The organism is Streptomyces macrolidinus (genome assembly GCF_023887685.1).
Classification (GTDB): Bacteria; Actinomycetota; Actinomycetes; order Streptomycetales; family Streptomycetaceae; genus Streptomyces; species Streptomyces macrolidinus.
In genome coordinates, this window is sequence record NZ_JAMWMR010000015.1 from 118747 (window position 1) to 145682 (window position 26936).

General features: G+C 70.5%; 25 protein-coding genes and 1 CRISPR repeat array (1 of these 26 running past the window's edge). Of the genes, 16 read left to right on the forward strand and 9 right to left on the reverse strand.

The window, feature by feature from the left end; translation table 11 throughout:
* Nucleotides 1-79: 79 nt before the first annotated feature.
* From NGF19_RS18065 to NGF19_RS18075, 3 genes are all read left to right on the forward strand, one after another.
* The gene (locus NGF19_RS18065) at nt 80-1657 is read left to right on the forward strand and encodes an alpha/beta hydrolase (RefSeq protein ID WP_252425981.1); all 1578 of its coding nucleotides are present in this window, start codon (nt 80-82) and stop codon (nt 1655-1657) included.
* A gap of 67 nt (nt 1658-1724) precedes the next feature.
* The gene (locus NGF19_RS18070; RefSeq protein ID WP_252425982.1) at nt 1725-2123 is read left to right on the forward strand and encodes a RidA family protein; all 399 of its coding nucleotides are present in this window, start codon (nt 1725-1727) and stop codon (nt 2121-2123) included.
* A gap of 39 nt (nt 2124-2162) precedes the next feature.
* Complete coding sequence (locus NGF19_RS18075) at nt 2163-2696, forward strand: GNAT family N-acetyltransferase (protein WP_252425983.1); 534 nt, start codon at nt 2163-2165, stop codon at nt 2694-2696.
* Between the two features lie 4 nt (nt 2697-2700).
* Here the strand turns inward: NGF19_RS18075 and NGF19_RS18080 are convergent, their stop codons facing one another.
* Complete coding sequence (locus NGF19_RS18080) at nt 2701-3276, reverse strand: adenylosuccinate lyase (protein WP_252425984.1); 576 nt, start codon at nt 3274-3276, stop codon at nt 2701-2703.
* A 392-nt stretch (nt 3277-3668) separates the two neighbouring features.
* Between NGF19_RS18080 and NGF19_RS18085 the strand changes: the two genes are divergently transcribed.
* The 9 genes from NGF19_RS18085 (at nt 3669) to pssA (ending at nt 14648) form a co-directional block, all read left to right on the forward strand.
* Nucleotides 3669-5474 (forward strand): 3-hydroxyacyl-CoA dehydrogenase family protein, encoded by a 1806-nt coding sequence (locus tag NGF19_RS18085; protein WP_252425985.1) that lies wholly within the window; start codon nt 3669-3671, stop codon nt 5472-5474.
* A gap of 136 nt (nt 5475-5610) precedes the next feature.
* Nucleotides 5611-6423: a TetR family transcriptional regulator gene (locus NGF19_RS18090; RefSeq protein ID WP_252425986.1), complete on the forward strand. Its 813-nt coding sequence runs from the start codon at nt 5611-5613 to the stop codon at nt 6421-6423.
* A 464-nt stretch (nt 6424-6887) separates the two neighbouring features.
* The gene (gene ccrA / locus NGF19_RS18095) at nt 6888-8225 is read left to right on the forward strand and encodes a crotonyl-CoA carboxylase/reductase (protein WP_252425987.1); all 1338 of its coding nucleotides are present in this window, start codon (nt 6888-6890) and stop codon (nt 8223-8225) included.
* A gap of 15 nt (nt 8226-8240) precedes the next feature.
* Nucleotides 8241-10289 carry an ethylmalonyl-CoA mutase gene (locus tag NGF19_RS18100; protein WP_252425988.1) on the forward strand — a complete coding sequence of 683 codons (2049 nt, stop codon included), beginning with the start codon at nt 8241-8243 and terminating at the stop codon, nt 10287-10289.
* The gene (locus tag NGF19_RS18105) at nt 10286-11251 is read left to right on the forward strand and encodes an HpcH/HpaI aldolase/citrate lyase family protein (protein WP_252425989.1); all 966 of its coding nucleotides are present in this window, start codon (nt 10286-10288) and stop codon (nt 11249-11251) included. Before NGF19_RS18100 ends, NGF19_RS18105 begins: the two co-directional genes overlap by 4 nt.
* A gap of 5 nt (nt 11252-11256) precedes the next feature.
* A complete protein-coding gene (locus tag NGF19_RS18110) occupies nt 11257-11769 on the forward strand; it encodes a MaoC family dehydratase (RefSeq protein WP_252425990.1) in 513 nt (170 codons plus the stop codon).
* Nucleotides 11770-11771: 2 nt separating this feature from the next.
* Nucleotides 11772-12977, forward strand: coding sequence for an acyl-CoA dehydrogenase family protein (locus tag NGF19_RS18115; protein ID WP_252425991.1), 1206 nt, complete (start codon nt 11772-11774; stop codon nt 12975-12977).
* 170 nt (nt 12978-13147) lie between these two features.
* Nucleotides 13148-13804, forward strand: coding sequence for a phosphatidylserine decarboxylase (locus NGF19_RS18120; RefSeq protein WP_252426020.1), 657 nt, complete (start codon nt 13148-13150; stop codon nt 13802-13804).
* 22 nt (nt 13805-13826) lie between these two features.
* Nucleotides 13827-14648 carry a CDP-diacylglycerol--serine O-phosphatidyltransferase gene (gene pssA, locus NGF19_RS18125; protein ID WP_252426021.1) on the forward strand — a complete coding sequence of 274 codons (822 nt, stop codon included), beginning with the start codon at nt 13827-13829 and terminating at the stop codon, nt 14646-14648.
* Between the two features lie 144 nt (nt 14649-14792).
* Here the strand turns inward: pssA and NGF19_RS18130 are convergent, their stop codons facing one another.
* A complete protein-coding gene (locus NGF19_RS18130) occupies nt 14793-15932 on the reverse strand; it encodes a glycerate kinase (RefSeq protein WP_252425992.1) in 1140 nt (379 codons plus the stop codon).
* Nucleotides 15933-16042: 110 nt separating this feature from the next.
* Here NGF19_RS18130 and NGF19_RS18135 point away from each other — a divergent pair, with 110 nt between their 5' ends.
* Genes NGF19_RS18135 through NGF19_RS18145 form a run of 3 tightly spaced genes read left to right on the forward strand, consistent with a single transcriptional unit; the run spans nt 16043 to nt 18293 of the window.
* A complete protein-coding gene (locus NGF19_RS18135) occupies nt 16043-16453 on the forward strand; it encodes a DUF6233 domain-containing protein (protein ID WP_252425993.1) in 411 nt (136 codons plus the stop codon).
* A 48-nt stretch (nt 16454-16501) separates the two neighbouring features.
* Nucleotides 16502-17071 (forward strand): TetR/AcrR family transcriptional regulator, encoded by a 570-nt coding sequence (locus NGF19_RS18140; protein ID WP_252425994.1) that lies wholly within the window; start codon nt 16502-16504, stop codon nt 17069-17071.
* A gap of 43 nt (nt 17072-17114) precedes the next feature.
* On the forward strand, nt 17115-18293 hold the full coding sequence (locus NGF19_RS18145) for a GDSL-type esterase/lipase family protein (protein ID WP_252425995.1): 1179 nt from the start codon (nt 17115-17117) through the stop codon (nt 18291-18293).
* Between the two features lie 97 nt (nt 18294-18390).
* Here the strand turns inward: NGF19_RS18145 and NGF19_RS18150 are convergent, their stop codons facing one another.
* The gene (locus tag NGF19_RS18150; protein WP_252425996.1) at nt 18391-18984 is read right to left on the reverse strand and encodes a DUF4291 domain-containing protein; all 594 of its coding nucleotides are present in this window, start codon (nt 18982-18984) and stop codon (nt 18391-18393) included.
* A gap of 118 nt (nt 18985-19102) precedes the next feature.
* Between NGF19_RS18150 and NGF19_RS18155 the strand changes: the two genes are divergently transcribed.
* Nucleotides 19103-19849 carry an SIR2 family NAD-dependent protein deacylase gene (locus tag NGF19_RS18155; protein WP_252426022.1) on the forward strand — a complete coding sequence of 249 codons (747 nt, stop codon included), beginning with the start codon at nt 19103-19105 and terminating at the stop codon, nt 19847-19849.
* Between the two features lie 7 nt (nt 19850-19856).
* Here NGF19_RS18155 and NGF19_RS18160 read toward each other — a convergent pair whose 3' ends face one another.
* The 6 genes from NGF19_RS18160 to NGF19_RS18185 form a co-directional block, all read right to left on the reverse strand.
* The gene (locus NGF19_RS18160; protein WP_252425997.1) at nt 19857-20387 is read right to left on the reverse strand and encodes a methylated-DNA--[protein]-cysteine S-methyltransferase; all 531 of its coding nucleotides are present in this window, start codon (nt 20385-20387) and stop codon (nt 19857-19859) included.
* A gap of 83 nt (nt 20388-20470) precedes the next feature.
* Nucleotides 20471-21937, reverse strand: coding sequence for an AlkA N-terminal domain-containing protein (locus NGF19_RS18165; protein WP_252426023.1), 1467 nt, complete (start codon nt 21935-21937; stop codon nt 20471-20473).
* A 145-nt stretch (nt 21938-22082) separates the two neighbouring features.
* On the reverse strand, nt 22083-23321 hold the full coding sequence (locus tag NGF19_RS18170) for a SpoIIE family protein phosphatase (RefSeq protein ID WP_252425998.1): 1239 nt from the start codon (nt 23319-23321) through the stop codon (nt 22083-22085).
* 178 nt (nt 23322-23499) lie between these two features.
* The gene (locus NGF19_RS18175; RefSeq protein ID WP_252425999.1) at nt 23500-24009 is read right to left on the reverse strand and encodes an O-acetyl-ADP-ribose deacetylase; all 510 of its coding nucleotides are present in this window, start codon (nt 24007-24009) and stop codon (nt 23500-23502) included.
* Between the two features lie 22 nt (nt 24010-24031).
* Nucleotides 24032-25441 carry a phytoene desaturase family protein gene (locus NGF19_RS18180; protein ID WP_252426000.1) on the reverse strand — a complete coding sequence of 470 codons (1410 nt, stop codon included), beginning with the start codon at nt 25439-25441 and terminating at the stop codon, nt 24032-24034.
* 154 nt (nt 25442-25595) lie between these two features.
* Nucleotides 25596-26462 carry an inositol monophosphatase family protein gene (locus NGF19_RS18185; protein WP_252426001.1) on the reverse strand — a complete coding sequence of 289 codons (867 nt, stop codon included), beginning with the start codon at nt 26460-26462 and terminating at the stop codon, nt 25596-25598.
* Between the two features lie 117 nt (nt 26463-26579).
* Nucleotides 26580-26936: direct repeats of the CRISPR family, unit length 29 nt; unit sequence CGGCTCACCTCCGCTCGCGCGGAGAAGAC (it continues 1868 nt past the right edge of the window).

Below are 26936 nucleotides of genomic sequence, written 5' to 3' on the forward strand. Positions count from 1 at the left end.
ATACCGCCGGACTTTCCGGGACGATGCGGCGAGGACCTGACATATACGGTCCGTCCTCCTCCGTCGAGGGAGCCCTTACATGAGAGAACGCGCAGCCGCGCTGTGCGCTGCCGCCGTGGTGGTGGCGGGGACGCTCACCGCCGTCCCGGCCGAGGCGAGCGCCGCGCACGGCGTGAGCATCGCCAAGGCGGCCCGACCCACCTGGAAGAAGTGCGGCACCGCCCGCTATCGGACGCTGCAGTGCGCGTCCGTCACGGTGCCGCTCGACCATGCGAACCCGCGGGGGCGGCAGATCAGCCTGGCGCTGTCGCGCGTCCCGCACACCGCGAAGACCTATCAGGGGCCGCTGCTGGTCAATCCGGGCGGGCCCGGCGGCAGTGGTCTGATGCTCGCCGGGTTCGTCGCCGCGACCCTGCCCAAGAAGGTGGCGGCGCAGTACGACGTCATCGGCTTCGACCCGCGGGGCGTGGGCAAGAGCAAGCCCGCCCTCACCTGCACGCCCGGCCGTGCCAAGCCGGTCCGCCCGGACTCGGTGCCCAGCACGCCCGCCCTGGAGCAGGCCGGTGTCTCGCGCGCCGCCTCCTTCGCCAAGGCGTGCGCCACCAAGTACGCGCGCGTGCTGCCGTACATCGACACGGTGAGCGCCGTGCGGGACATGGACGCGATCCGGCAGGCGCTCGGCGCCAGGAAGATCAACTACTTCGGGTACTCGTACGGCACCTATCTGGGCGCGGTGTACGCGAAGCTCTTCCCGCAGCGGGTGCGCCGTCTGGTGCTCGACTCGATCGTCGACCCCGGTGGCGTCTGGTACGACGACAACATCGAGCAGGACTACGCGTTCAACGACCGCCACCGGGCGTTCCTCGCCTGGGTCGCCAAGTACCACTCGACGTATCACCTCGGCACGGACCCGGCCGTGGTCGAGTCCAAGTGGTACGCGATGCGGCGGGCGTTGGCGAAGCATCCGGCCGGGAAGAAGGTGGGCGCCGCGGAGTTGGAGGACATCTTCATGCCGGGCGGCTACTTCAACGGCTACTGGCCGAACCTCGCCGTCGCGTTCGCCGCCTATGTGAACCGCCATGACCCCGGTCCGCTGGTCACGGCGTACGACAAGGTCGGCAAGGTCGACGCCGCGGGCGACAACAGCTACAGCGTCTACACCGCCGTGCAGTGCCGGGACACCGCCTGGCCGCGCGACTGGGCGCGCTGGCGCAGGGACACCTGGGCGGTGCACGCCAAGGCGCCGTTCATGGCCTGGAGCAACACCTGGTACAACGCGCCCTGTGCCTTCTGGCGGACGGCGCCGCTGCGGCCGGTGGACGTGGCGAACGACGCGCTGCCGCCGACGCTGCTGTTCCAGGCGACGGAGGACGCCGCCACTCCGTACCACGGTGGTGTGCGCGTCCATCGTCTGCTGCGCGGTTCCCGTCTCGTGGTCGAGCGGGGCGGCGGCAACCACGGCGTCACGCTCAGCGGAAACGCCTGTCTGGACCGGCACTTGACGGCGTATCTGGCGGACGGCAAGGTGCCGCGCGGCAGGGGTGAGGCCGACGCGGTGTGCGCGCGGCGGCCCGATCCCAAGCCGCTGCGCACCAAGGCGGCGCCCGCTTCCTCCCCCGGCTCGACGCTGCACGGGCTGCTCGGCCACCACGGCTGAGCCCGCCCGCCGACCCTGTCGGGGGCCGCGCATCCGCGTTGTCGGACCCGTGCTCCATCATGGACGCATGAGCGAACTGACCAGGATTCCGGCCCCCGACGGGGTCGCCCCCGCCGCCGCGTACACGCATGTCGTCATGGGCACGGGCCGCTTCGTCGCGGTCTCCGGCCAACTCTCGCTGGACGAGGACGGCAAGCTCGTCGGCGAGGGCGATCCGGCGGCCCAGGCCCGCCAGGTCTTCGAGAACCTGCGCCGCTGCCTGGCCGCCGCCGGGGCGACGTTCGACGACGTGGTCAAACTGACCTTCTTCGTCACGGACATGGCGTACATGCCCGCGATCCGCGCGGCCCGCGCCGCGCACATACCGGAGGACCGCCTGCCCGCCGCGTCGGCCGTGCAGGTGGCGTCGCTGGTGCGGCCGGAGTTCCTGATGGAGATCGAGGCGTACGCGGTACTGCCGCGATAACCCGTGGCCGGTCGGGCGGCGGCTGTCTACGGTGCGGTCATGAACGGCCCTTTCACCCTTCGTGACATGACCCTCGACGACTGCCGACGTGTCAGTGAGATCCGTATCCGCGGCTGGCGGACGGCCTATCGAGGGCTGATACCGCAGTCGTATCTCGACGCCCTCGACATCGACGCGGACACCGCCCGACGCCGCGCCCGGTTCGCGCCGGACGCCGGTGACGTGGTGAACCTCGTCGCCGAGCTGGACGGCGAGGTCATCGGCTGGTCGGCGCACGGACCGTACCGCGACGGCGAAGTCCGCACCGAGGACGCCGAGTTGTACGCCCTCTACGTCGCGCCCGAGCTGATCGGTACGGGCGTCGGCCGGGCTCTGCTGGCCGAGTCGGCACGGCGGTGCGTCGCGCGCGGACACCGGCGGATGTTCCTGTGGGTGCTCAAGGAGAACGCCCGCGCCCGGCGCTTCTACGAGCGGGCCGGTCTCCGGGCCGGCGGCGCCGAGGAGACGTTCGAGACGGACGGGGTCGCCGTGCCGGAGGTGCGGTACTCGGGCGTGTTGCCGCTGCCCGGTTGACGGTTCAGCGCTGCGGGGGCAGGCGCTGCAGGGCGTGCACGGCCGCCTCCGCGAGCGTCGGGTGCGCGAGCGCCTCGTTCAGTACGGGCCTGGCCCGTGGGTCGCCGAGGACACCGAGCCCCTCCACGCAGGCGAGGGCCACCTTGCGGTACGGGTCGTGCGGGCGCAGCCGGCGCCGCAGCGTGGTGATCAGCGCGGGCACGGCCTCGGGGGCGCGCAGCTCGACGAGCAGGCGTACGGGGTGGAGGGCGTAGGCGACGCGGAGTTCGTTGGTGGCGAGGGCGGCTGCCGCGCGGCCGGTGCGCGGATCGCCGAGCCGGGCCAGGGCGTGGGCGGCCGACGCGCAGCGCGGCGGGTCACGGTGGTTGAGCAGCAGGACGAGCGCTTCGAACGCCCGCCGGTCGCCTTGGAGTCCGAGCCGGAAGGCCGCCGACTCGCGGGCCCACAGCGGCTGTCCGGGTTCGGTCAGCACGGCGGCCAGGGTGTCCGGGTCGCTGGTCGCCGCCAGCCGCTCGTAGGCCGGCGAGCCACCGGACTCGGTCCGTAAACGCTCCGTGAGTGACCGCGACGCCTCGTCCATGGAGCCGAGGGTACGGGCGCCCGCCGGTCGGCGGGAGCTACATCACACATTCCGGGGGGTGGCGCGCTCGTTACCCGCGAGTTAAGCTCATTCGAGCGAGTTACCCACTCGTTCGACTTGCGGTGGCCTGGTGACGCAGCCACGGCAAGGAGCACTCCCACGCCCTCAGGGCCGTGGGTGCTGGTCGGTTCGGTACCTCAGGTACCCAAGTACGGCTCGGCTCCGGGACAGGGCCGGTCGGATCACGTTCCGGACGTGTGCGCGTCCGTGGACGATGCCGGGCGTGTGCGCTCGTCGGCCCGGCGAACACCCGCAACCTCCGCACTGTGTACGTCCGTTGACGCACCCAGGCGCATCTCTCAGTCGTCACCCCTCATCTCTGGAGTCCCGCGATGGCCACTCCCTTCTCCGACACTCCTCTGTCCCCTCTCAAGACCGTCGCCGTGATCGGTCTCGGCACCATGGGCACCGGCATCGCCGAGGTGCTGACCCGGGCCGGCCGCGAGGTCATCGGCATCGACGTCAGCGAGGCCGCGGCCACCCAGGCCGGTGCCGCGCTGGAGACGTCCCTCGCCCGCGCCGTCGGCCGCGGACGCCTCGGCGAGCGGGAGCGCGACGACGCCCTCGCCCGCTTCCGTACGTCCACGGATCTGGCGGCGGCGGCCGACGCCGACCTGGTCATCGAGGTGGTCCCGGAGTCGTACGAGATCAAGCAGCAGGTCTTCCGCGCCCTGGACGGCATCGTGCGGCCCGACACCATCCTCGCCACCGGGACGAACGCGCTGTCCGTGACCCGGCTCGCGGCCGACTCGGCGCACCCCGACCGTGTGCTCGGGCTGCACTTCTTCAACCCGGCGCCCGCGATGCGCCTGGTCGAGGTCGTCTCGTCCGTGCTGACCGCGCCCGCGGCCGTCACCGCGGTGACGGATCTGGCCCTGGACCTGGGCAAGGAGCCCGTCGCGGTGGGCGACCGGCCCGGATTCGTCGCCGACGGGCTGCTGTTCGGCTATCTGAACCAGGCCGCCGCGATGTACGAGGCCAAGTACGCCTCCCGTGAGGACATCGACGCCGCGATGCGGCTGGGCTGCGGGCTGCCCATGGGGCCGCTGGCGCTGCTCGACCTGATCGGCGTCGACACGGCCCGTACGGTCCTGGAGGCCATGTACGCCGCCTCCCGCGACCGGCTGCACGCGCCCGCGCCGATCCTCAAGCAGCTCAGCGAGGCGGGCCTGACCGGCCGCAAGTCGGGGCGCGGCTTCTACACCTACGAGGCCCCCGGCAGCGCGGTCGTGGTGCGCGACGCGCTGACCCCGCTGGACGGTACCGCCCTGGCGCCGGGCCGTCCGGTGCGCTCGGTCGGGGTCGCCGGTTCCGGCACCATGGCGTCCGGGATCACCGAGGTCTTCGCCAAGGCCGGGTACGACGTCGTCCTCGCCGCCCGCACCGAGGAGAAGGCGCAGGCCGCGAAGGCGCGGGTCGGCAAGTCGCTCGCGCGCTCGGTCGACAAGGGCCGGATGACGGCCGAGACGGCCGCGCAGACGCTGGACCGGATCCGGCCGACGGGCTCCTACGACGACTTCGCCGGGGTCGATCTGGCCCTGGAGGCGATCGCCGAGGACCTGGCGGCCAAGCAGCAGCTCTTCGCCACGTTCGACAAGGTCTGCAAGCCGGGCGCGATCCTGGCCACCACCACGTCCTCTCTGCCCGTGGTCGCCTGTGCCCGTGCCACCTCGCGTCCGCAGGACGTGATCGGCATGCACTTCTTCAACCCGGCGCCCGCCATGAAGCTGGTCGAGGTGGTCCGTACGGTGTTGACGGCGGACGATGTGCACTCGACGGTCCGTGACCTGTGTGCATCGATCAAGAAGCACCCCGTCGACTGCGGCGACCGGGCCGGGTTCATCGTCAACGCCCTGCTGTTCCCGTACCTCAACAACGCGATCAAGATGGTGCAGGAGCACTACGCGTCCCTTGACGACATCGACGCGGCGATGAAGCTGGGCGGCGGCTACCCGATGGGCCCGTTCGAACTGCTCGACGTGGTCGGTCTCGATGTCTCGCTGGCCATCGAGAAGGTCCTGCACCGCGAGTTCCGCGACCCGGGCCTGGCGCCCGCGCCGCTCCTGGAGCATCTGGTGGCCGCGGGCTGCCTCGGCCGCAAGACCGGCCGCGGCTTCCGCGAATATGCCAAGCGCTGACGGGCGCGGCGACAGGCCCGGGAAGGGCGCCGACTGGGGCGGACTGCTCGACCCGGCCGCCCACCCCCCGCCCGCGCGAGGCGGGGGGATCCCCGGGCATGCACATCACCCGGCGCGCATGCAGTACGTTCGGGGCATGTCCCAGCCCGCCAAGTCCTCACGTACACCAGCCGCGTCCGACGCACCGGAGAGTGCCGCAGGCTCTCGCGCCGCAGCCCAGCGGCTCAAGATGCGCCGAGAACTGGCGGCAGCCGCGATGGAGCTGTTCGCCACCAAGGGATACGAGGCGACCACCGTCGACGAGATCGCGGCGACCGCCGGGGTCGCCCGGCGCACCTTCTTCCGCCACTTCCGCTCCAAGGAGGAGGCGATCTTCCCGGACCACGACGACACCCTGGTCCGCGCCGAGGCGGTCCTCAACGCGGCGCCCGCGCACGAGCATCCGCTCGACACGGTGTGCCGCGGCATCAAGGAAGTCATGAGGATGTACGCGGCCCAGCCGGAGATCTCCGTGCAGCGCTACAAGCTCACGCGCGAGGTGCCGACGCTGCGCGAGGCGGAGATCGCCTCGGTCGCCCGCTACGAGCGGCTCTTCACCCGCTATCTGCTCGGCCACTTCGACGAGCACGCGCACGACGACGACGCCAACGACGACCCGCTGCTCGCGGAGGTGGCGGCCTCGGCGGTGGTCACCGCGCACAACCACGTCCTGCGGCGCTGGCTGCGGGCCGGCGGCCAGGGGGACGTGGAGACCCAGCTCGACCACGCCTTCGCGATCGTCCGCAAGACCTTCGGCACGGGGATCGGGGCCGGGCGCGAGACCGCGCCCCGTACGACGTCGGCGTCCGCGCTCACGCAGGGCGAGGTGCTGGTGACGGTGACGAGGACCGACACGCCTCTCGACGAGGTCATGCGCGCCATCGAGCAGGCCCTCAAGGGCCGCGCGTAGCGTTCCGCGACCCACTGGGCAAGACCGTCCGACCCACGGGCCGGTGGTGGCACTGAGTGCCACCACCGGCCCGTTCTCATGAGCGCTCCCCAGACGCGCCTTGATCGATCATCGCTCATCTGTCGGGTAAAGATTTCATTTGAGAGCAAGTTCTGGCACCCAGTGCCTTGCGGGGTGACACGCCGTGCCATACCGTGAGGGTGTCCGGGCGGCCGGCGTACAGAGAACCTCCGTACGGCGGCTGTCCCCGCAAGCCCTCGGGCGAGCGCGCCCGGACGCCTGCGTCACAGGCACCCTCCGCGCCACCAAGCGTTGCCACAGCACCACCTCCGCCGAACCGACGGCACCCTCCACCCGCAGCACACCGACGTCACCCTCAGCGTCTCCCTCAAGACTTCCCCCAGCTCTCGACACCGCTCGACGCCGTTCGACCGGGGAGACCCCACTTCGCCGGAGGCACCATCGTGAAGGACATCCTGGACGCGATCCAGTCGGGGACGGCCACGTCCGCCGACCTCGCCGCTCTGCCGCTGCCCGAGTCGTACCGCGCGATCACCGTGCACAAGGACGAGACGGAGATGTTCGCGGGGCTCACCACCCGCGACAAGGACCCCCGCAAGTCGCTGCACCTGGACGACGTGCCGCTGCCCGAACTGGGGCCGGGCGAGGCCCTGGTGGCCGTCATGGCCTCCTCGGTCAACTACAACTCGGTGTGGACGTCGATCTTCGAGCCGCTGCCGACCTTCGGCTTCCTGGAGCGCTACGGCAAGCTCTCGGAGCTGACCAGGCGCCATGACCTGCCGTACCACATCATCGGGTCCGACCTCGCGGGCGTCGTCCTGCGCACCGGCCCCGGTGTCAACGCCTGGAAGCCCGGCGCCGAGGTCGTCGCGCACTGTCTGTCGGTCGAACTGGAGTCCTCCGACGGCCACAACGACACGATGCTCGACCCCGAGCAGCGCATCTGGGGCTTCGAGACCAACTTCGGCGGCCTCGCCGAGATCGCGCTCGTCAAGTCCAACCAGCTCATGCCCAAGCCCGCTCATCTCACCTGGGAGGAGGCCGCCGCCCCCGGCCTGGTCAACTCCACCGCCTACCGGCAGCTCGTCTCCCGCAACGGCGCCCAGATGAAGCAGGGCGACAACGTCCTGATCTGGGGCGCGAGCGGCGGACTCGGCAGCTACGCGACGCAGTTCGCGCTCGCCGGCGGCGCCAACCCGATCTGCGTCGTCTCCTCGCCGGCCAAGGCGGAGATCTGCCGCGCGATGGGCGCCGAGGCGATCATCGACCGCAACGCCGAGGACTACAAGTTCTGGAAGGACGAGCACACCCAGGACCCCAAGGAGTGGAAGCGCTTCGGCAAGCGCATCCGCGAACTGACGGGCGGCGAGGACGTGGACATCGTCTTCGAGCACCCCGGCCGCGAGACCTTCGGCGCGAGCGTCTATGTCACGCGCAAGGGCGGCACCATCGTCACCTGCGCCTCGACGTCGGGCTACCAGCACGAGTACGACAACCGCTATCTGTGGATGTCCCTGAAGCGGATCGTCGGCTCGCACTTCGCCAACTACCGCGAGGCCTGGGAGGCCAACCGCCTCGTCGCCAAGGGCAGGATCCACCCGACGCTCTCCAAGGTCTACTCCCTGGAGGAGACCGGGCAGGCCGCGTACGACGTGCACCGCAACCTCCACCAGGGCAAGGTCGGCGTCCTGTGCCTCGCCCCCGGCGAAGGCCTCGGCGTGCGCGACGAGGAGATGCGCGCCCGGCACATCGACGCCATCAACCGCTTCCGGAACATCTGAGGTCGGCGAGGCATCATGACTGAGCGTCAGAGCGCGCAGGAACGCACCGAACGGGACCGGCCGTGGCTCATGCGCACGTACGCCGGCCACTCCACGGCCGAGGCGTCCAACGAGCTGTACCGGCGCAACCTCGCCAAGGGCCAGACCGGTCTGTCGGTGGCGTTCGACCTGCCGACCCAGACCGGCTACGACCCCGACCACATCCTCGCCCGCGGCGAGGTCGGCCGGGTCGGGGTCCCGGTCTCGCACCTCGGCGACATGCGCCGGCTGTTCCAGGACATCCCCCTGGAGCAGATGAACACCTCGATGACCATCAACGCGACGGCCATGTGGCTGCTGGCGCTCTACCAGGTCGTCGCGGAGGAGCAGGGCGCGGACATCTCCCGGCTCCAGGGCACGACCCAGAACGACATCGTCAAGGAGTACCTCTCGCGCGGTACGCACGTCTTCCCGCCGGGGCCCTCGCTCCGGCTGACGACGGACATGATCGCGTACACGGTCTCCCACATGCCCAAGTGGAACCCGATCAACATCTGCAGCTACCACCTGCAGGAGGCGGGCGCCACACCGGTCCAGGAGATCGCGTACGCGATGTCGACGGCGATCGCCGTCCTGGACGCGGTGCGCGACAGCGGCCAGGTGCCGCAGGAGCGCATGGGCGAGGTCGTCGGCCGGATCTCCTTCTTCGTGAACGCGGGCGTCCGCTTCGTCGAGGAGATGTGCAAGATGCGGGCGTTCGGCCGGATATGGGACCGGATCACGCGTGAGCGGTACGGCATCGAGAACCCCAAGCACCGCCGCTTCCGCTACGGCGTCCAGGTCAACTCCCTCGGTCTGACGGAGGCGCAGCCGGAGAACAACGTCCAGCGGATCGTGCTGGAGATGCTGGCCGTGACCCTCTCCAAGGACGCACGCGCGCGTGCCGTCCAACTCCCGGCCTGGAACGAGGCGCTGGGCCTGCCCCGGCCCTGGGACCAGCAGTGGTCGCTGCGTATCCAGCAGGTGCTCGCCCACGAGAGCGACCTGCTGGAGTACGGGGACATCTTCGACGGCTCGCATGTCATCGAGGCGAAGGTGGCGGCTCTCGTCGAGGAGTCGCTCGCCGAGATCGAGCGGATCCAGGAGATGGGCGGCGCGATGGCCGCCGTCGAGTCGGGCTACCTCAAGTCGCAGCTCGTCGCCTCGCACGCGGAGCGCCGGGCCCGTATCGAGTCCGGCCAGGAGAAGATCGTCGGCGTCAACATCTTCGAGACGACCGAGCCGAACCCGCTCACCGCCGATCTGGACACCGCGATCCAGACGGTCGACCCTGCGGTGGAGGCGCGGGTCGTCGCCTCGCTCCAGCGCTGGCGCGACACCCGCTACCAGCCGCCCTTCAACCATCCGCGCCCGTGCAAGGCGCTGGAGCGGCTGAAGGAGGCCGCCAAGGGCACCGGCAACCTGATGGAGGCCACCTTGGAGTGCGCCCGTTCGGGGGTGACGACCGGGGAGTGGGCCGGGGCGCTCCGGGAGGTCTTCGGCGAGTTCCGCGCGCCGACCGGGGTGTCGTCCGCGCCGGTCGCGGTGGCGCCCGAGGCGGGCACGGCTCTCGCGGAGGTCCGCCGCACGGTGGACGCCACCGCGCGCGACCTGGGCGTCGGCAAGCTCCGCTTCCTGGTGGGCAAGCCGGGTCTTGACGGGCACTCCAACGGCGCCGAGCAGATCGCCGTACGGGCCCGCGACGCCGGGTTCGAGGTGGTCTACCAGGGCATCCGGCTGACGCCCGAGCAGATCGTGGACGCGGCCCTCGCCGAGGACGTGCACGCGGTCGGCCTGTCCGTCCTCTCCGGCTCGCACGCGCAGCTCGTGCCGGACGTGCTGGAGCGGCTGCGCGAGGCCGGTGCGGCCGACATCCCGGTGATCGCCGGTGGGATCATCCCGAACGGCGACGCCGAACAGCTCAGGGCCGTGGGAGTGGCCGCGGTCTTCACCCCGAAGGACTTCGACATCACCGGAATCATCGGCCGTATCGTCGACGAGATCCGGAAAGCGAACAAGCTCGACCCTCTGGAGGTCCCCGCATGACAACGCCGGTCAACCGTCTGCGCCCGCGCCGCTCCTGCCTCGCGGTGCCCGGAAGCAACCCCCGCTTCCTGGAGAAGGCACAGGGCCTCCCGGCCGACCAGGTCTTCCTGGACCTGGAGGACGCGTGCGCGCCGCTCGCCAAGCCCGAGGCGCGGCACACCATCGTCAAGTTCCTCAACGAGGGTGACTGGACGGGCAAGACGCGGGTCGTGCGCGTCAACGACTGGACGACCGAGTGGACGTACCGCGATGTCGTGACGGTGGTCGAGGGCGCGGGCCCGAACCTCGACTGCATCATGCTGCCGAAGGTGCAGAGCGCCGAACAGGTCGTCGCGCTCGACCTGTTGCTGACGCAGATCGAGAAGACGATGGGCTTCGAGGTGGGCCGCATCGGTATCGAGGCGCAGATCGAGAACGCTCAGGGCCTCAACAACGTCAATGCGATCGCCGCGGCCTCTCCACGTCTTGAGACGATCATCTTCGGCCCGGCCGACTTCATGGCGTCGATCAACATGAAGTCGCTCGTGGTGGGCGAGCAGCCGCCCGGCTACCCGGCGGACGCCTACCACTTCATCCTGATGAAGATCCTGATGGCCGCCCGCGCCAACGACCTCCAGGCGATCGACGGCCCCTACCTCCAGATCCGCAACGTCGACGGCTACCGCGAGGTCGCCAAGCGTGCCGCCGCGCTCGGCTTCGACGGCAAGTGGGTGCTGCACCCGGGCCAGGTCGAGGCCTCCAACGAGATCTTCTCGCCGTCCCAGGAGGACTACGACCACGCCGAGCTGATCCTGGACGCGTACGAGTACTACACGTCCGAGGCGGGCGGCAAGAAGGGCTCGGCGATGCTCGGCGACGAGATGATCGACGAGGCGAGCCGCAAGATGGCGCTGGTCATCGCCGGCAAGGGCCGTGCCGCCGGTATGCGGCGCACCAGCACGTTCGAGATCCCGGAGGCGTGAGGACCATGCAGTTCGGACGCACCTACGAGGAGTTCGAGGTCGGGGCGACGTACAAGCACTGGCCGGGCAAGACGGTCACGGAGTACGACGACCACCTGTTCTGTCTGCTCACCATGAACCACCACCCGCTCCACATGGACACCAACTATGCGGAGAAGACGACGGACTTCGGCAAGAACGTCGTCGTGGGCAACTACATCTACTCCCTGCTGCTCGGCATGTCCGTACCCGATGTCTCGGGCAAGGCCATCGCCAACCTGGAGATCGAGTCGCTCAAGCACGTGGCGCCGACCTTCCACGGCGACACGATCTACGGCGAGACGACCGTGCTCGACAAGTGGCCGTCGAAGTCGAAGAACGACCGCGGCATCGTCCACGTCGAGACCAAGGGGTACAAGCAGGACGGCACGCTGGTGTGCGTGTTCCGCCGCAAGGTGATGGTCCCCACCGAGACGTACATCAAGGAGCGCGGCGGCGAACAGCCCGGCCGCCCGGAGCCCGAGTCGCAGGAGAAGTAGAGATGAGCCGCCTCGCCCAGACCCCCGGTCTGACAGACGTCCAGCAGGAGATCGTCTCCACCGTCCGCGACTTCGTGGACAAGGAGATCATCCCGGTCGCGACGGAGCTGGAGCACCGCGACGAGTACCCGCAGCAGATCGTCGACGGCCTCAAGGAGCTGGGCCTGTTCGGTCTGATGATCCCCGAGGAGTACGGGGGTCTGGGCGAGTCGCTGCTCACCTACGCGCTGTGCGTGGAGGAGATCGCCCGCGGCTGGATGTCGGTCTCCGGCATCATCAACACGCACTTCATCGTGGCGTACATGCTCAAGCAGCACGGTACGCAGGAGCAGAAGGACCGCTATCTGCCGAAGATGGCGCTCGGCGAGACCCGCGGCGCCTTCTCGATGTCGGAGCCCGCGCTCGGCTCCGATGTCTCGGCGATCACGTCGAAGGCGGTCAGGGACGGCGAGGAGTACGTCCTGACGGGCCAGAAGATGTGGCTCACCAACGGCGGTACGTCGTCCTTGGTGGCCGTCCTCGTCCGCAGTGACGAAGGTCACCCCGAGGGCACGCCGCCCCACAAGTCGATGACGACCTTCCTGGTCGAGAAGGAGCCCGGCTTCGGCGAGGTCCGCCCCGGCCTCACGATCCCCGGGAAGATCGACAAGATGGGCTACAAGGGCGTCGACACCACCGAGCTGATCATGGACGGCCTGCGCCTTCCTGCCGACAGCGTCCTGGGCGGCACCACCGGGCGTGGCTTTTACCACATGATGGACGGCGTCGAGGTCGGCCGCGTGAACGTCGCCGCACGCGGCTGCGGCGTCGCTCAGCGCGCGTTCGAGCTGGGCGTCTCCTATGCACAGCAGCGGCAGACGTTCGGCCGGCCGATCGCCCAGCACCAGGCCATCCAGTTCAAGCTGGCGGAGATGGCCACCAAGGTCGAGGCCGCGCATGCCATGATGGTGAACGCGGCACGCAAAAAGGACTCGGGGGAACGAAACGACCTTGAGGCAGGCATGGCGAAGTACCTCGCCTCCGAGTACTGCAAGGAGGTCGTGGAGGACGCCTTCCGGATCCACGGCGGCTACGGCTTCTCGAAGGAGTACGAGATCGAGCGTCTCTACCGCGAGGCCCCGATGCTACTGATCGGTGAGGGGACCGCCGAAATCCAGAAAATGATCATCGGCCGCCGACTGCTCGAAGAGTATCGACTCCAGGGCTAGATGCACCGATTCGGGGTGTTTTCTTCGCGAAGAAGATCACACCCCGTCAACACTCTTCAGCCGCCGACTCGGCTTCCTGGCTTGCCCAGTTGTGGTGCGCGACCGGTACGATCGCCGGAAAGCCGCCGTCCCCCGTTGAAGCGCGGCATCATCCGCTACGAAGGTCATCCATGCCCCACAGCAAAACCTCTGCACCACGCGACAGCCTTGTCAGCGTACGCCTCGCGCGCGGAGCATCGCCGTGGCTTCTCCCGACCGTTGCCACCGCAGCCCTCAGCCTGGCCCGGGCGCGCCGCTCCGGCGCCGCCAAGGCCGTGGCCGTACCCGCCACCGCACTCGCGGCGGGCATGCTGTGGTTCTTCCGCGACCCGGAGCGCGAGATCACCCAGGGCCGGGTCATCTCCCCCGCGGACGGTGTGGTGCAGAGCATCATGCCGTGGAAGGACGGACGGACCCGCGTCGCGATCTTCATGAGCCCGCTCAATGTCCACGTCAACCGGGCGCCGCTCTCCGGCACGGTGACGTCGGTCGAGCACATCCCCGGCGGGTTCGTTCCGGCGTTCAACAAGGAGAGCGAGAACAACGAGCGCGTAGTCTGGCATTTCGATACCGAACTGGGCGACATCGAAATGATCCAGATCGCCGGCGCGGTGGCCCGCCGTATCGTCCCGTACGTGCCCCAGGGCACGAAGGTCGAGCAGGGCGACCGTATCGGCCTGATCCGCTTCGGCTCACGCGTCGACCTCTATCTGCCCGAGGGTGTGGAGGTCGCGGTCGAGGTCGGCCAGAAGACCGTGGCTGGGGTGACTCGCCTTGACCGTGATTGATCCAGATACCAAGGCCGGCTGGGTGCCGGAGGCGGACGGAGTGGACGACGAGGAGGAGATGCCTCTCTCACTCCGCCTCTCGATAGCGGACACCCTCACCCTGGGCAACGCCACGTGCGGCTTCATGGCGGTGTACTTCACCACCACCGGCATCCTGATCCCGCATCTGACGGGCGGCGACGAGTCGGGCGGCATGGCCCGGCACTCCGCCGCCACCGCCGTGATCCTCATGCTCTGCGCGGCGATCTTCGACCTCTTCGACGGTCTGGTCGCCCGCAAGCTGCGCAGCTCGCCCATGGGCGCGGAGCTGGACAACCTCTCGGACCTGATCAGCTTCGGTCTCGCACCGGCGTACTTCGTCCTGGTCTACGGCATGGTGGCGGACGACGCGCACCAGAGAGTGGCCGCGGTCGGAGCGATCGTGGTGTTGTTGGCCGTGGTGCTCAGACTCGCCCGGTTCTCGTGCGTGACGATGAAGGACGGCGTGTTCCAGGGCATGCCCTCACCGTTCGGCGCGCTCACCGTGGTCTCGATCGTGCTCCTGGAGCTGCCGTTCTTCGCCACGCTGCTGGCGATCATCGGCACGGCGTGGCTGATGGTGAGCCGGGTCGAGTACCCGAAGCCGCGCGGCCGTCTCGCGGTGGCGATGCTCTCCTGGATCGTCCTGAGCATGGCGATGCTGGCGGCCTGGGCCTTCGAGGCGCCGAGCGGCACGCTGCTCCTCCAGACGGGCTGCGCCCTGCAGCTCGTGATGGGCGCGGTGATCCCGCTGTTCGCAACGGCTCGCCGGGTGAACACCTTCCGCGGCAACCGCCGTGAGGCGCGGACCGCACAGCTTCCGTAGCGCACGCCGCGCTCGGCCGAGGGCCCCGGACCGGGATGGTCCGGGGCCCTTCGCTTGTTCCGTTCGGCCTCGGCTTGTTCCGTTCGGCCTCGGCTTGTTCCGTTCGGCCTCGGCCCAGGTGCTCCGTGCGGCCGGTGCGAGGCTTCAACTCAGGTGCTCCCTGGCGATCCGTTCCGCCACCCGTTCCAGCAGCGGTCCCGCCTCGACGACGCAGCGCGCCGGGTCCGGCTCGACCTCCGTCAGCGGGTAGGCCCGGCGGATACCGGTCCGGGCCAGTTCCTCCGGCGTGAGCGCCAGTCGGCCGCACACCGCCACGACCTCCTTGCCCGCCGCCCGCGCAGCCGCCGCGACCCCTGCCGGGGCCTTGCCGTGCAGCGTCTGCGCGTCCAGCGCGCCCTCGCCCGTGATCACCAGCGACGCCCGCTCCAGCGCGGGCGCGAAGCCCAGCACGTCCAGCATGACCTCGATGCCCGGCCGGAAGCGGGCGCCCAGCAGCAGCGCCCCGTACCCGACACCTCCCGCCGCCCCCGCGCCCGGCGACACCGCGTACTCCGCGGCCCGGGGTCCGACGGCCCGCTCCAGCACCGTCGCGTAGTGCCGGAGCGCCGCGTCCAGTGCCCGCACGTCGTCGGGCGAGGCGCCCTTCTGCGGCCCGTACACGGCGGGCGCGCCCGTGGGCCCGGTCAGTGGGTTGTTCACATCGCTCGCGAGAACGAGGTCCACCGAGGCCGGCCGTGGGTCCAGACCGGACAGATCGACGCGCGCGAGCGCCGCCAGGCCGCCACCGCCCGGAGGCACCGGCTCCCCTTTCGCGTTCAGGAACCGTGCGCCCAGCGCGGACAGCATCCCGGCGCCCCCGTCCGTACTGGCGCTTCCGCCGACCCCGAACACGAGGGTGCGCGCCCCGGCGTCCAGCGCGGCCCGCAGCAGCTCCCCGGAGCCGTACGTGGACGCGGTCAGCGGTGCGCGGACGCCGAGCGGCAGTCGGTGCAGCCCGCTCGCCTGCGCCATCTCCACGACCGCGGTGTCACCGCGCAGCGCGAACGCCGCAGTGACCTGCCGGCCGAGGGGTCCCGCGACCCGTACCTCACGCCGTTCGAACCCGGACGCGACCGCCGCGTCCACCGTCCCCTCGCCGCCGTCGGCCACGGGCAGCGACTCGACGGCGAGGCCCGGTACGACGCGGCGCAGCCCCGCCGTCACCCGCTCCGCGACCTGTACGGCTGTCAGCGACCCCTTGAACTTGTCCGCGGCGATGAGCACCCGCGCTGCGGTGTCCGTCACCTGCGCTCCCCTCGAAATTCGAACGTATGATTGAATTCGGTCATGCGACCGTTCCCCGACGATCTTGTACAGGCTCAGCAGGCATGCTGTCCGCGAGTCCAGGAAGTGCCATGTCCGCGCTGCCGCCCGACGCACCGCGCCTGCGGGCGATTCTGAGGCACCTCGAGGAACAGCTCGCCGACAACGAGACCCTCGGCGTCTATCTGCGCCTCCAACGCGACGCCGTCCGCGCGGCTCTTACGCGCGCCGAGGCCGCCGCGGCCCGGACGACGACCGAGAACGCCAGAACCGGGAAGGTCGCGACCGGGCAGGTCGGCACCGGATACGTCATCGAGCCCAAGCCGTACCCCCATCACCCGAAGCCCGCGCTCATCCACCGCGCCGACTGCACCGCGCCCCGGCGCGACACCATGCCCGTCGCTCCCGAGCAGGCCCGGCTGGGGCTACGGAAGGACGCGAAGCACATCGCGGCGTGCGAGGTCTGCGCACCTGAGACGCCCGAGACACCCAAGCTTGCCTAAAGATATTAGGTAACTGCATAATCGTTGTCGCTGAATGGGAGGAAGGCTATGGTTCGAGTGGGGCTGACCCCTGAGCGGCTGACCCTGGCGGGGGCGGAACTGGCCGACGAGGTCGGGTTCGAGAACGTGACCGTCTCGGCGCTCGCCCGGCGGTTCGACGTCAAGGTCGCGAGTCTGTACTCGCATCTGAAGAGCTCCCAGGACCTCAAGACCAGGATCGCCCTGTTCGCGCTGGAGGAACTCGCCGACCGGGTCGCCGCCGCCCTGGCCGGGCGCGCGGGCAAGGACGCCCTGGCCGCCTTCGCCGACGCCTATCGCGACTACGCCCGGGAGCACCCTGGTCGCTATGACGCCGCCCGGCTACGACTCGACCCGGCAACTGCCGCCGCCAGTGCAGGCGTTCGGCACGCGCAGATGACGCGGGCGATCCTGCGCGGCTACGACCTGACGGAGCCGGACCAGACGCACGCGGTCCGGATGCTGGGCAGCGTCTTCCACGGCTACGTCAGCCTGGAGATGGCCGGAGGCTTCAGCCACACCGCCGTCGACGCGCAGGAGTCCTGGGCCTGGGTCGTGGACTCCCTCGACATCCTGCTGCGGAGCCGGACCACGTCCTGACCTCGGCACCCCGTCCGTATCACTTGATCAACAGGTTGAGGCAATGAACACCGAGCACGACTGGATCAGTACGCCCATCACCGCGGACCTCCTGCGCGGCTTCCTCGACCTGGAACGCACGGCGCACGGCCTGCTGCCGCATCGGCTGCCCGCACGGGCGCGCCGTCAGTTCCCCGACGGCCAACTGGCCCTGGCCGAGGCCCAGCCCTCCGGTGTGCGGTTGGTCTTCCGTACCCGGGCCACCACGATCGAACTCGACACGCTGCCCACCAAGAGGGCGTACCGCGGTTACCCGGCCCCGGCGGACGGCGTGTACGACCTGGTGATCGATGGCCGTCTCACCGCCCGGACCACGGTGCCCGGCGGCAACGTCCACATGATCGACATGGCCACCCAGGCCGTCGAACTGCGCGAAGGTCCTTCCGGCACCGCCCGGTTCACCGATCTGCCGACGGGTGACAAGAGCGTCGAGATCTGGCTTCCGCATGTGGAGGTCACCGAGCTGATCGCCCTGCGCACCGATGCCCCGGTCGAGCCCGCGCGGGAGAACGGACGCAAGGTGTGGCTGCACCACGGCAGTTCCATCAGCCACGGTTCGAACGCCGCCCACCCGACGGCCATCTGGCCGGCCCTGGCCGCCGCACAAGGCGAAGTGGAGCTGATCAACCTCGGGTTCAGCGGCAGCGCGCTGCTCGACCCGTTCACCGCGCGCGCGATGCGTGACACCCCCGCGGACATGATCAGCCTCAAGATCGGCATCAATGTCGTCAATGCCGACGCGATGCGTCTGCGCGCCTTCGGGCCCGCGGTCCACGGCTTCCTCGACACCCTCCGCGAGGGCCATCCGACCACACCGCTGCTGGTCGTCTCCTCCATCCTGTGCCCGGTCCAGGAGGACACCCCCGGCCCGCTCGCGCCCGCCTTCGACGGCGGCAGGTTGCGCTTCAAGGCCACCGGCGATCCCGCCGAACGCGCCGCCGGGCGGCTGACGCTCACCGTCATCCGCGCCGAACTCGCCCGGATCGTCGCTCAACGGGCGGCCGACGACCCGAACCTGCACTACCTCGACGGCCGTGATCTGTACGGCGAGAAGGACTACGCCGAACTCCCGCTGCCCGACGACATCCACCCGGATCCCGCCGGACACCGCCGCATCGCCGAGAACTTCGCACGACTGGCGTTCCGCGACGGCGGCCCCTTCTGCCCCTCCGCGACGCTCTGACCGACCGCAAGACACCGAGGTATCGGCCCTCGCGACAGCGCACACACCTGGGCGCCGTACCCGCATGCGAGCGACGGGGGCGTGGTGACGGCTCCTGTCACCCGTGCAAGTGAGTGATCAGTGCGTCCTCGACGGGGTAGGGCCGTTCCTCGGGCAGCAGTCGGGTCGCGGAGTCCAAGTCCCCGTCGCTGACGAGGGCGTGGATCTCGTGGGCGAGCGGCGTCACATCGCTGATGGAGACCGTCCACTCGTCCGCGTAGCGCCGTACGGCCTCGCCGGAGAGCCCGAGTTGAAGTGAACGGTAGGGCAGGGGCCGGAGGCGCAGATCGCGCTCCGGGTCCCACTGGACGCGGGCCGGTGAACGCTTCAACTCCCGTTGCCAGGTGGGGTGGTCGGGGTGCAGCCCGGGTACGTAACTGGACAGACACGCATGGCGCAGCGCCCACTCGAAGCCATCACGGGTGATCTCGACGGCCAGGACGGTCTCCTGCCCCGGCTTCGTACCCCAGCCGCAGCGGTACATCATCCACAGGAACGACGGCTTGATCCATGTCATCCGGTCCCGCTTCCACGCGGCGGGGAAGCGGCCCTGGCGCACCGCGGGGTCGCCCAGCTCCGGGGAGTACGCCTGGTAGACGGTGATCGTGGATGCCGTGTGGCGTGCGCGGATTCTGCGTGTCGGTTCTTCCATGGCGTTCAGGGTGGGACCGACCGCCTCCCGTCGGCCAGTGAATTTCGAACGGGTCGGGGGTGCGCTTCGAATTCCGTTCGCCCTGCGCGGGCAGGCGTTCTACGCTCGCCGCATGCCCCTGAACAGGCCCCTCGTCGCCATTCTCACCGGCGCGGGTATCTCCACCGATTCCGGTATCCCCGACTATCGCGGTCCGAACGGGCTGTGGCGGCGGGATCCGGAGGCCGAGAAGCTCGTGACGTACGCGTACTACATGGGCGATCCGGAGATCCGGCGACGGTCCTGGCAGATGCGTCGGGGGAACCGGGCGCTGCGGGCCGAGCCGAACGCCGCGCACCTGGCCGTGGCGGAGCTGGAGCGGTCCGGGGTGCCGGTGCGGGTGATCACGCAGAACGTGGACGGGCTGCACCAGCTCGCCGGGATGCCCGCCCGCAAGGTGCTGGAGCTGCACGGCACCGTGCACAGCGTCGTCTGTACGCGATGTCATGCGCGCGGGCCCATGGAGGACGTCCTCGCGCGGGTCGACGCGGGTGAGGAGGATCCGCCGTGTCTGGAGTGCGGTGGGATCCTCAAGTCGGCGACGGTGATGTTCGGCGAGCGGCTCGACCCGGTGGTGCTGGGCGAGGCCGTCGCCATCACCAAGGCCTGCACGGTGTTCATCGCGGTCGGCAGCAGCCTTCAGGTGCAGCCCGCCGCCGGGCTCGCCGGGGTGGCCGCGGACCACGGGGCCCGGCTGATCATCGTCAACGCCGAGCCCACGCCGTACGACCACCGGGCCGACGAGGTCGTACGCGAGCCGATCGGCACGGCCCTGCCCGCGCTGCTGCGCACGCTCGGCGACCACGGTGGAGAGCGCCAGAGCTAGACCAGGGCTAGAAGAGGGCCGCGCCGCTCTCGAAGTCCAGCAGGCGCTTCTTGCGGTCCAGGCCGCCGCCGTAGCCCGTGAGGCTGCCGTTCGCGCCCACGACGCGGTGGCAGGGCACGATGATGCCGATGGGGTTCTTGCCGTTGGCGAGTCCGACCGCGCGTGAGGCGCCCGAATTGCCGAGTGCGTCGGCCAGTTCGCCGTACGAGCGGGTCTCGCCGTAGGGGATCAGGCGTAGTTGCTCCCAGACGCGGCGCTGGAACGGGGTTCCGTCCAGGCGCAGTTCGAGGGTGAACTCCTTCAAATCGCCGGAGAAGTAGGCCTCCAGTTGGTCGATCGTCTCGGCGAAGGGCGTCTCGTCGCGGTCGCCGAAGCTCTCCTCGGGCGGGCGGTGGCGCTGGTCGGTCATATACAGGCCGGACAGGACGCCGTCCGTGGCGACGAGAGTCAGGGGCCCGTACGGGCTGTCGATCACGGTGTGTTGTTTCGCTGTCGTCGTGTGCATCATCGTCGTCCGCGTCTTCGTCGTCTGCGTCATGGGCCGTGACATGGGCTGTGTCACGGGTTGCTTCATTGACTGCTTCATTGACTGCCTCATGGGCTTCAGCCCCTTGGATTCCCTTATACAGGGAGGAAGTTGATCGGGTGGCCGTCGGTCGCCCACAGGTACTGGACCGCGTACGCCCGCCACGGCCGCCAGGCCGCCGCGCGTGCCGTGAGCGCGGCGGGCGTGGACGGCAGGCCCAGTTGCTGTGCGGCGCGGCGGATGCCGAGGTCGGTGGGCAGGAACGCGTCGGGGTCGCCGAGGGCGCGCATCGCGATCACGTCGACGGTCCAGGGACCGAAGCCGGGCAGGGAGAGCAGCCGCGCACGGCTCTCCTCCCAGTCGCTCTCGACGCCCAAGTGCAGTGATCCGTCGGCGAGTTGGTTCACCAAGGTGGTGAAGGTCGTACGGCGGGTGCGCGGCATCGCGAGCGATGCGGGGTCGAGCGCGGCCAGCGCACCTGGCGAGGGGAAGAGGTGGGTGAGCCCGCCCTCGGGGTCCTCGACCGGTTCGCCGTGCGCGGTGACCAGGCGGGCCGCGTGGGTGCGCGCGGCGGAGGTGGAGACCTGCTGGCCCAGGACGGCCCGTACGGCGAACTCGGCCTCGTCCACCGTACGCGGCACCCGGCGGCCGGGGGCCTTGTCGACCAGGGGAGCCAGCAGCGGGTCCGTACGCAGTTGGTCGTCTATGGCGACCGGGTCGGCGTCCAGGTCGAGCATGCGGCGGCACCGGCTGATGGCGACGGGCAGGTCGCGCATGTCACTGAGGGTGAGGCGGCAGGCGATGTGGTCGGGCCGCGGGGCCAGCGCCACGATCCCGTGGCCGTACGGCAGCCGCAGTGTGCGCCGGTACGCGCCGTCGCACCACTCCTCCACGCCGGGTACGGCCGTCGCGGCGAGGTGGCCGAAGAGGTTGTCGGGGTTGAGCGGGGCGCGGAAGGGCAGCCGCAGGGCGAGGACGCCGGGGGTGGTCACCGGCTGTTTCGGGTGGCGGCTGCGCAGTTCGCTCGGGGAGAGCGCGAAGACCTCACGGACGGTGTCGTTGAAGGTGCGGATCGAGGAGAACCCGGCCGCGAACGCGACCTCCGCCATGGGCAGCGCGGTCGTCTCGATGAGCAGCCGGGCCGTCTGGGCGCGCTGGGCACGGGCGAGCGCGAGCGGCCCGGCACCCAGCTCGGCCAGGAGCTGGCGCTCGACCTGGCGGGTGCTGTAGCCGAGGCGGGCGGCGAGGCCGGGCACGCCCTCGCGGTCGATGACACCGTCGGCGATCAGCCGCATCGCGCGTGCGACGAGGTCGGCGCGCTGGTTCCACTCGGGCGAGCCGGGGCTGGTGTCCGGGCGGCACCGCTTGCAGGCCCGGAATCCGGCCTGCTGGCAGGCTGCCGCGCTCGGGTAGAACGTCATGTTCTCCGGCTTCGGCGGCACGACCGGGCAACTGGGTCGGCAGTAGATCCGCGTGGTCACCACCGCGGTGAAGAACCACCCGTCGAAGCGTGCGTCTTTGGACTGGACGGCGCGCACGCAGCGCTCCTGGTCGGTGTGCATCCCGTTCCGCATGCCTCCAGCATCGACCACCGGCGGCGGCCGATCTGGCGAGAATCCGACATGTACGTCGGCCGACCTGTCGTTACCCCGGTGACACCCTCCCAGATGCGGGCGCCGTAGGAGGCCCGCCTTCACGATCGAGGCGTCACAGGCGCACGATGACCAGGGCGATGTCGTCCCGGGCGCCGCCGGTCACTCCCAGTCGCGCGAGCACGGCGTCGGCCATGGCCTCCGGGGCGAGGGTGCTGTACCGACAGGCGGCCTCGGCAAGCCGGGTCAGCCCCTCGTCGATGTGCTCGCGGCGCCGTTCGATCAGCCCGTCCGTGTAGAGCACGAGGGTGTCCCCCGGGCTGTAGGGGTGTACGGCCTGAGGGCGGACCACGTGCTGCGGCCGGGCGCCCAGCGGCGGGTCGGTGGCCTGGTCCAGCAGGGCGTATCCGCCGTCAGGACGGACGAGGATGGGCGGCGGATGTCCCGCGCTGCTGTAGACGATCAGATTGCTGCGGGGGTCCACCATGGCCTTGACGGCCGTGGTGTTCAGCGCCCCCTCCACCGAGCGGGCGTACAGGCCGAGCACCTCAAGGGCCTGGGCGGGCCGCCCCAGCGCCCGGATGGCGGCGCTCAGCGCGCTGCGGAGCATCCCCATGACGGCGGCGGCCTCCAGTCCGTGCCCGACGACGTCACCGACGGCCACCGCGAAGGAACCGTCGGGCAGGTCGACCACGTCGAACCAGTCGCCGCACACGTTCAGCGAGCCGGTGGCGGGCAGATAGCGCACCGCCACATCCTTGTGCCGGGAGAGGTCGGGCGACTGGAGCATGGCTTCCTGGAGCGCGAGGGCCACATGGCGTTCGCGGGTGTGGGCCTGCCGCAGCTCTTCGTTCAGCCGTTGGAGCTGCCGCGCCCGCGCGTACAGCTCGGCCTCCAGGGCCACGCGCTCGGAGGGCGGCTCGGGCGACACCTCCTCCTCGGTGCCATGCATGTGTACGTACGCGGTCACGTCCTCCGCCCGGTGGATGATCCAGGCCACCTTCCCGTCGGTGCCGAGGACCGGTGTGTTGATCGGGGACCACCACCGCTCCTCGAAGGTGCCGGGGCGGCCCCTGACGGGGATGTCGTACTTCATGAAGGCCAGCGCATCGGGCTTCCGCGTGGCCAGGACGCGCTGGAGCGAGGCGTTCAGGGTCGGCACCCCTTCGCCCTCCGGGTCGTACGGGTCGCGCGGGAAGGCGTCGAAGATATGCCGTCCGAGCAGGTCGTCGCGGGTGGTACGGGTCGCGTCGAGATATGCCTGGTTGACTTCCACGATCACCAGGTCGGGGTCCAGCACCAGGTAGGGGCTCGGTGTGGCGGCGAACAATGCCGCGTAGTCCAGCACCGACATCGCCACCTCTCCTCGTCGGCCTTCGTTTCTCCCTCGCTCCTCGCCCTTCGCTTCCTGTCCGTCCCTTCACGACCCGTCCCTTCACGCTACGGTCCGGGCAACTCGGACGCTCCCCGAGACCTGATGCCGCGCGGGCCGGTTCGAGGTGCGTCCTCGGGGTGGGAGCCTCCGTCAGCCGTCAGCGAAGCCGCGCGGCGAACGCCTCGTACGCCCGCTCGTCGAAGAGCACGAACCTGACCTCCTCGACCGCCGTCTCCACGGCTCGTACCGTCTCCACCGCGATCCGGGCGGCATCGTCCATCGGCCACCCGTAGATACCGGCGGAGACGGCGGGAAACGCGACGCTGCGGGCGCCGAGTTCGTCCGCGACGCGCAGCGACTCCCGGTAGCAGGAGGCCAGCAACTCCGACCGGTCCTCCTCGGGGAGGAAGCGCGGGCCGACCGTGTGGATCACCCAGCGTGCGTCCAGCTCGCCCGCTGTCGTGGCAACCGCCTGGCCGGTGGGCAGGCCCTTGCCGTAGTGGGAGGCGCGAAGGGCGCGGCAGTCCGCGAGGATCGCGGGTCCGCCGCGGCGGTGGATCGCGCCGTCCACGCCTCCCCCGCCGAGCAGGGAGGAGTTGGCGGCGTTGACGATCGCGTCGGCGCTCTGGCGGGTGATGTCGCCCCGTACCAGGACGATCGTGGTCATCGCTGCCCCAAGAGGATGGTGGTCATCGCTGTCTCAGCCTCCGCCACACGGCCTTCGCCGCGTTGTGCCCTGACATGCCGTGTACTCCGGGGCCCGGCGGGGTCGCCGACGAGCAGATGAAGACGGCGGGGTGCGGGGTGCTGTACGGGAACAGCGAGGGTTTGGGGCGCAGCAGGAGTCGCAGGCCGGACGCCGCGCCGGAGGCGATGTCGCCGCCGACGTAGTTGGCGTTGCGGGCGGCCAGTTCGGGCGGTCCTGCGGTGGCGCGCGCGAGGACGCGGTCACGGAAGCCCGGTGCGAAGCGCTCCAGTTGGCGTTCGATGGCGTCGGTGAGGTCTCCCTGCCAGCCGTTGGGCACATGGCCGTACGCCCAGAAGACCTGCTTGCCCGCGGGGGCCCGGGTGGGGTCGGCGATGCTGGGCTGCACGGTGATGAGGAACGGCGCCTCGGGGGCGCGGCCCTCCCGGGAGGCGGCGCGCAGGGCGGCGCCGATCTCCGCGCTGTTCGCGCCGATCTGCACGGTGCCCGCGACGCGGGGTTCCCTCGCTGCCCATGGCACCGGGCCGTCCAGCGCGTAGTCGATCTTGAAGACGCCGGGGCCGTACCGGAACCCGTCGTAGTACCTGCCGAGGCCCGCGATACGGGCCAGTGCGGTGGGCGAGGTGTCGAAGACGTAGGCACGCGCGGGGGGCAGGTCGTCGAGGCGCTTGACCTCGTAGTCGGTGTGGAGGGCGCCGCCGAGGTCCTCGAGGTACGCGGCGAGCGCGTCGGAGATCGCCTGGGAACCGCCCTGGGCCACCGGCCAGCCGCGGGCGTGCGCGGCCAGCGCGAAGACCAGTCCGATCGCGCTGGTGGCGAGGCCGTCGAGGGGGGCCATCACATGGGCGACGAGCCCGGCGAACAGGCTCTTGGCCCGCTCACCGCGGAAGCGGCGCAGCAGCCACGTCGACGGGGGCAGGCCCGCGAGGCCGAAGCGGGCCAGGGTGAAGGGGTCGCGGGGCAGCGCGCTCAGCGGCAGGGACATGAAGTCCTTGGCGAGCGTGTCCCAGCGGGTCAGGAAGGGCGCCACCAGGCGGCGGTAAGCCCCCGCGTCGCGCGGTCCGAAGGAGGCGGCGGTCTCGGACACGGAGCGGGACAGCACCGCGGCCGTGCCGTCCGGGAAGGGATGTGCCATCGGCAGGTCGGCATGCAGCCAACGCAGACCGTACCGCTCCAGGGGCAGCGCTCTGAACGCGGGTGAGTTGATCCCGAGGGGGTGCGCGGCGGAGCACGGGTCGTGCCGGAAGCCGGGCAGGGTCAGCTCCTCCGTGCGGGCGCCGCCGCCGATCGTGCCGCGCGCCTCGAAGACGGCCACGGAGCAGCCGCGCCGGGCCAGCTCCACGGCGGCCGTCAGCCCGTTGGGCCCCGCCCCCACCACGACCGCATCGAGCATCGACGGCACCTTCGGACTCCTTCGTCAGCCGACGGCCACATGAACATCAGGATAGGCCCGGGGACCGACACCTCCAGGGGCGCGGGGAACCGCCTCCGGCCAGGGATTCCGGTGGGCCGTCGCGTGGCTCGGGGTCCGTGGTCCTCCCTGCACGTCAGCCTTCGCCGGTCTCGGCGTCGGCCCTGCCGGTCAGCAGATCCAGTACCCGGCGGGCGGTCGCCTCGTCGCGGGCCGCCGTGAACGGCAGGGCGTTGCCACCCGTGATACGGAACGGTTCACCCGTCAGGGTGAGATGCACTCCGCCTGCCTCCTCGACCAGGAGGAGACCCGCCGCATGATCCCAGGCCGCCTCCCAGGAGAAGGCGAGGGCGTCCAGTCGGCCCTGGGCGATCTGCAGGTACTCCAGGCCTGCCGAGCCGCACGGGCGCGGGCGGACGCCCTGCGTCTGGAGGCCGAAGAGCGCGCGCTTCTGCTCGTCCGTCGTGTAGAGCGGGTGGGACGTGGCCACGTCGAGGTCGCGGCCCGGCTCCGGCGAGCCGGAGCGCAGACGCTCGCCGTCGAGGAACGCGCCCCCGCCCCGTATCGCCCAGGCGAGCTGGTCGTGGGCCGGCGCGTAGGTCCAGGAGGCGCGCACGACGCCGCCCTGGGCGAGCGCGACGAGGGTGCAGAAGCCGGGGTCGCCGTGAACGAACTGGCGGGTGCCGTCGACCGGGTCGACGATCCACACCGGGGCGTCGCCGTGCAGCGCTTCGTACGTCGCCGGGTTGAGGTGGACGGCTTCCTCGCCCACGACGACGGAACCGCGCAGCAGCTTGGGGAGCGCCTCGCTCAAGTACTCCTCGGCCTTGCGGTCGGCGTCCGTGACCAGGTCGTGCGGCCCGCTCTTCTCGTCCACCTCGTGCGCGGCGAGTCGGCGGAAGCGTGGCGTGATCTCGGCGGCGGCTGCGGCACGGATGGCTTCCTCGACGTCGGAGGTGCCGTGGGCGAGAAACTCGTCGATGGATTCGGGATCTTCGATCATGGCTCCCATGAGAGCACGCGCCACTGACAATCCCCAGCGGGCCGGTGCACTCCAGGTGGAATCCGCGTGAATTCGGCGCTTCTGGGCTCGACGGCGCGGGCGGTGCTCGGGCCGTCGGGGCTCACCTCCGCTCGCGCAGAGAGGACACCTCTACCGACGCCAAGCGCGCCCTGCCGGACGGCTCACCTCCGCTCGCACGGAGAAGACCTCTGTCCGGGTGTGCGGGGGTTTGGGGTGAACGGCTCACCTCCGCTCGCGCGGAGAAGACTTCTCCTCGGCGAGTGGCAACGTCCAGCTCGCCGGCTCACCTCCGCTCGCGCGGAGAAGACATCGACTACCGCAAGACCGCCGAACTGCCGATCGGCTCACCTCCGCTCGCGCGGAGAAGACGGACGCCGTCACGAACGTCGGCCTGGCTGACGTGGCTCACCTCCACTCGCGCGGAGAAGACGTCTACGCCGCGAACGGCCCGAG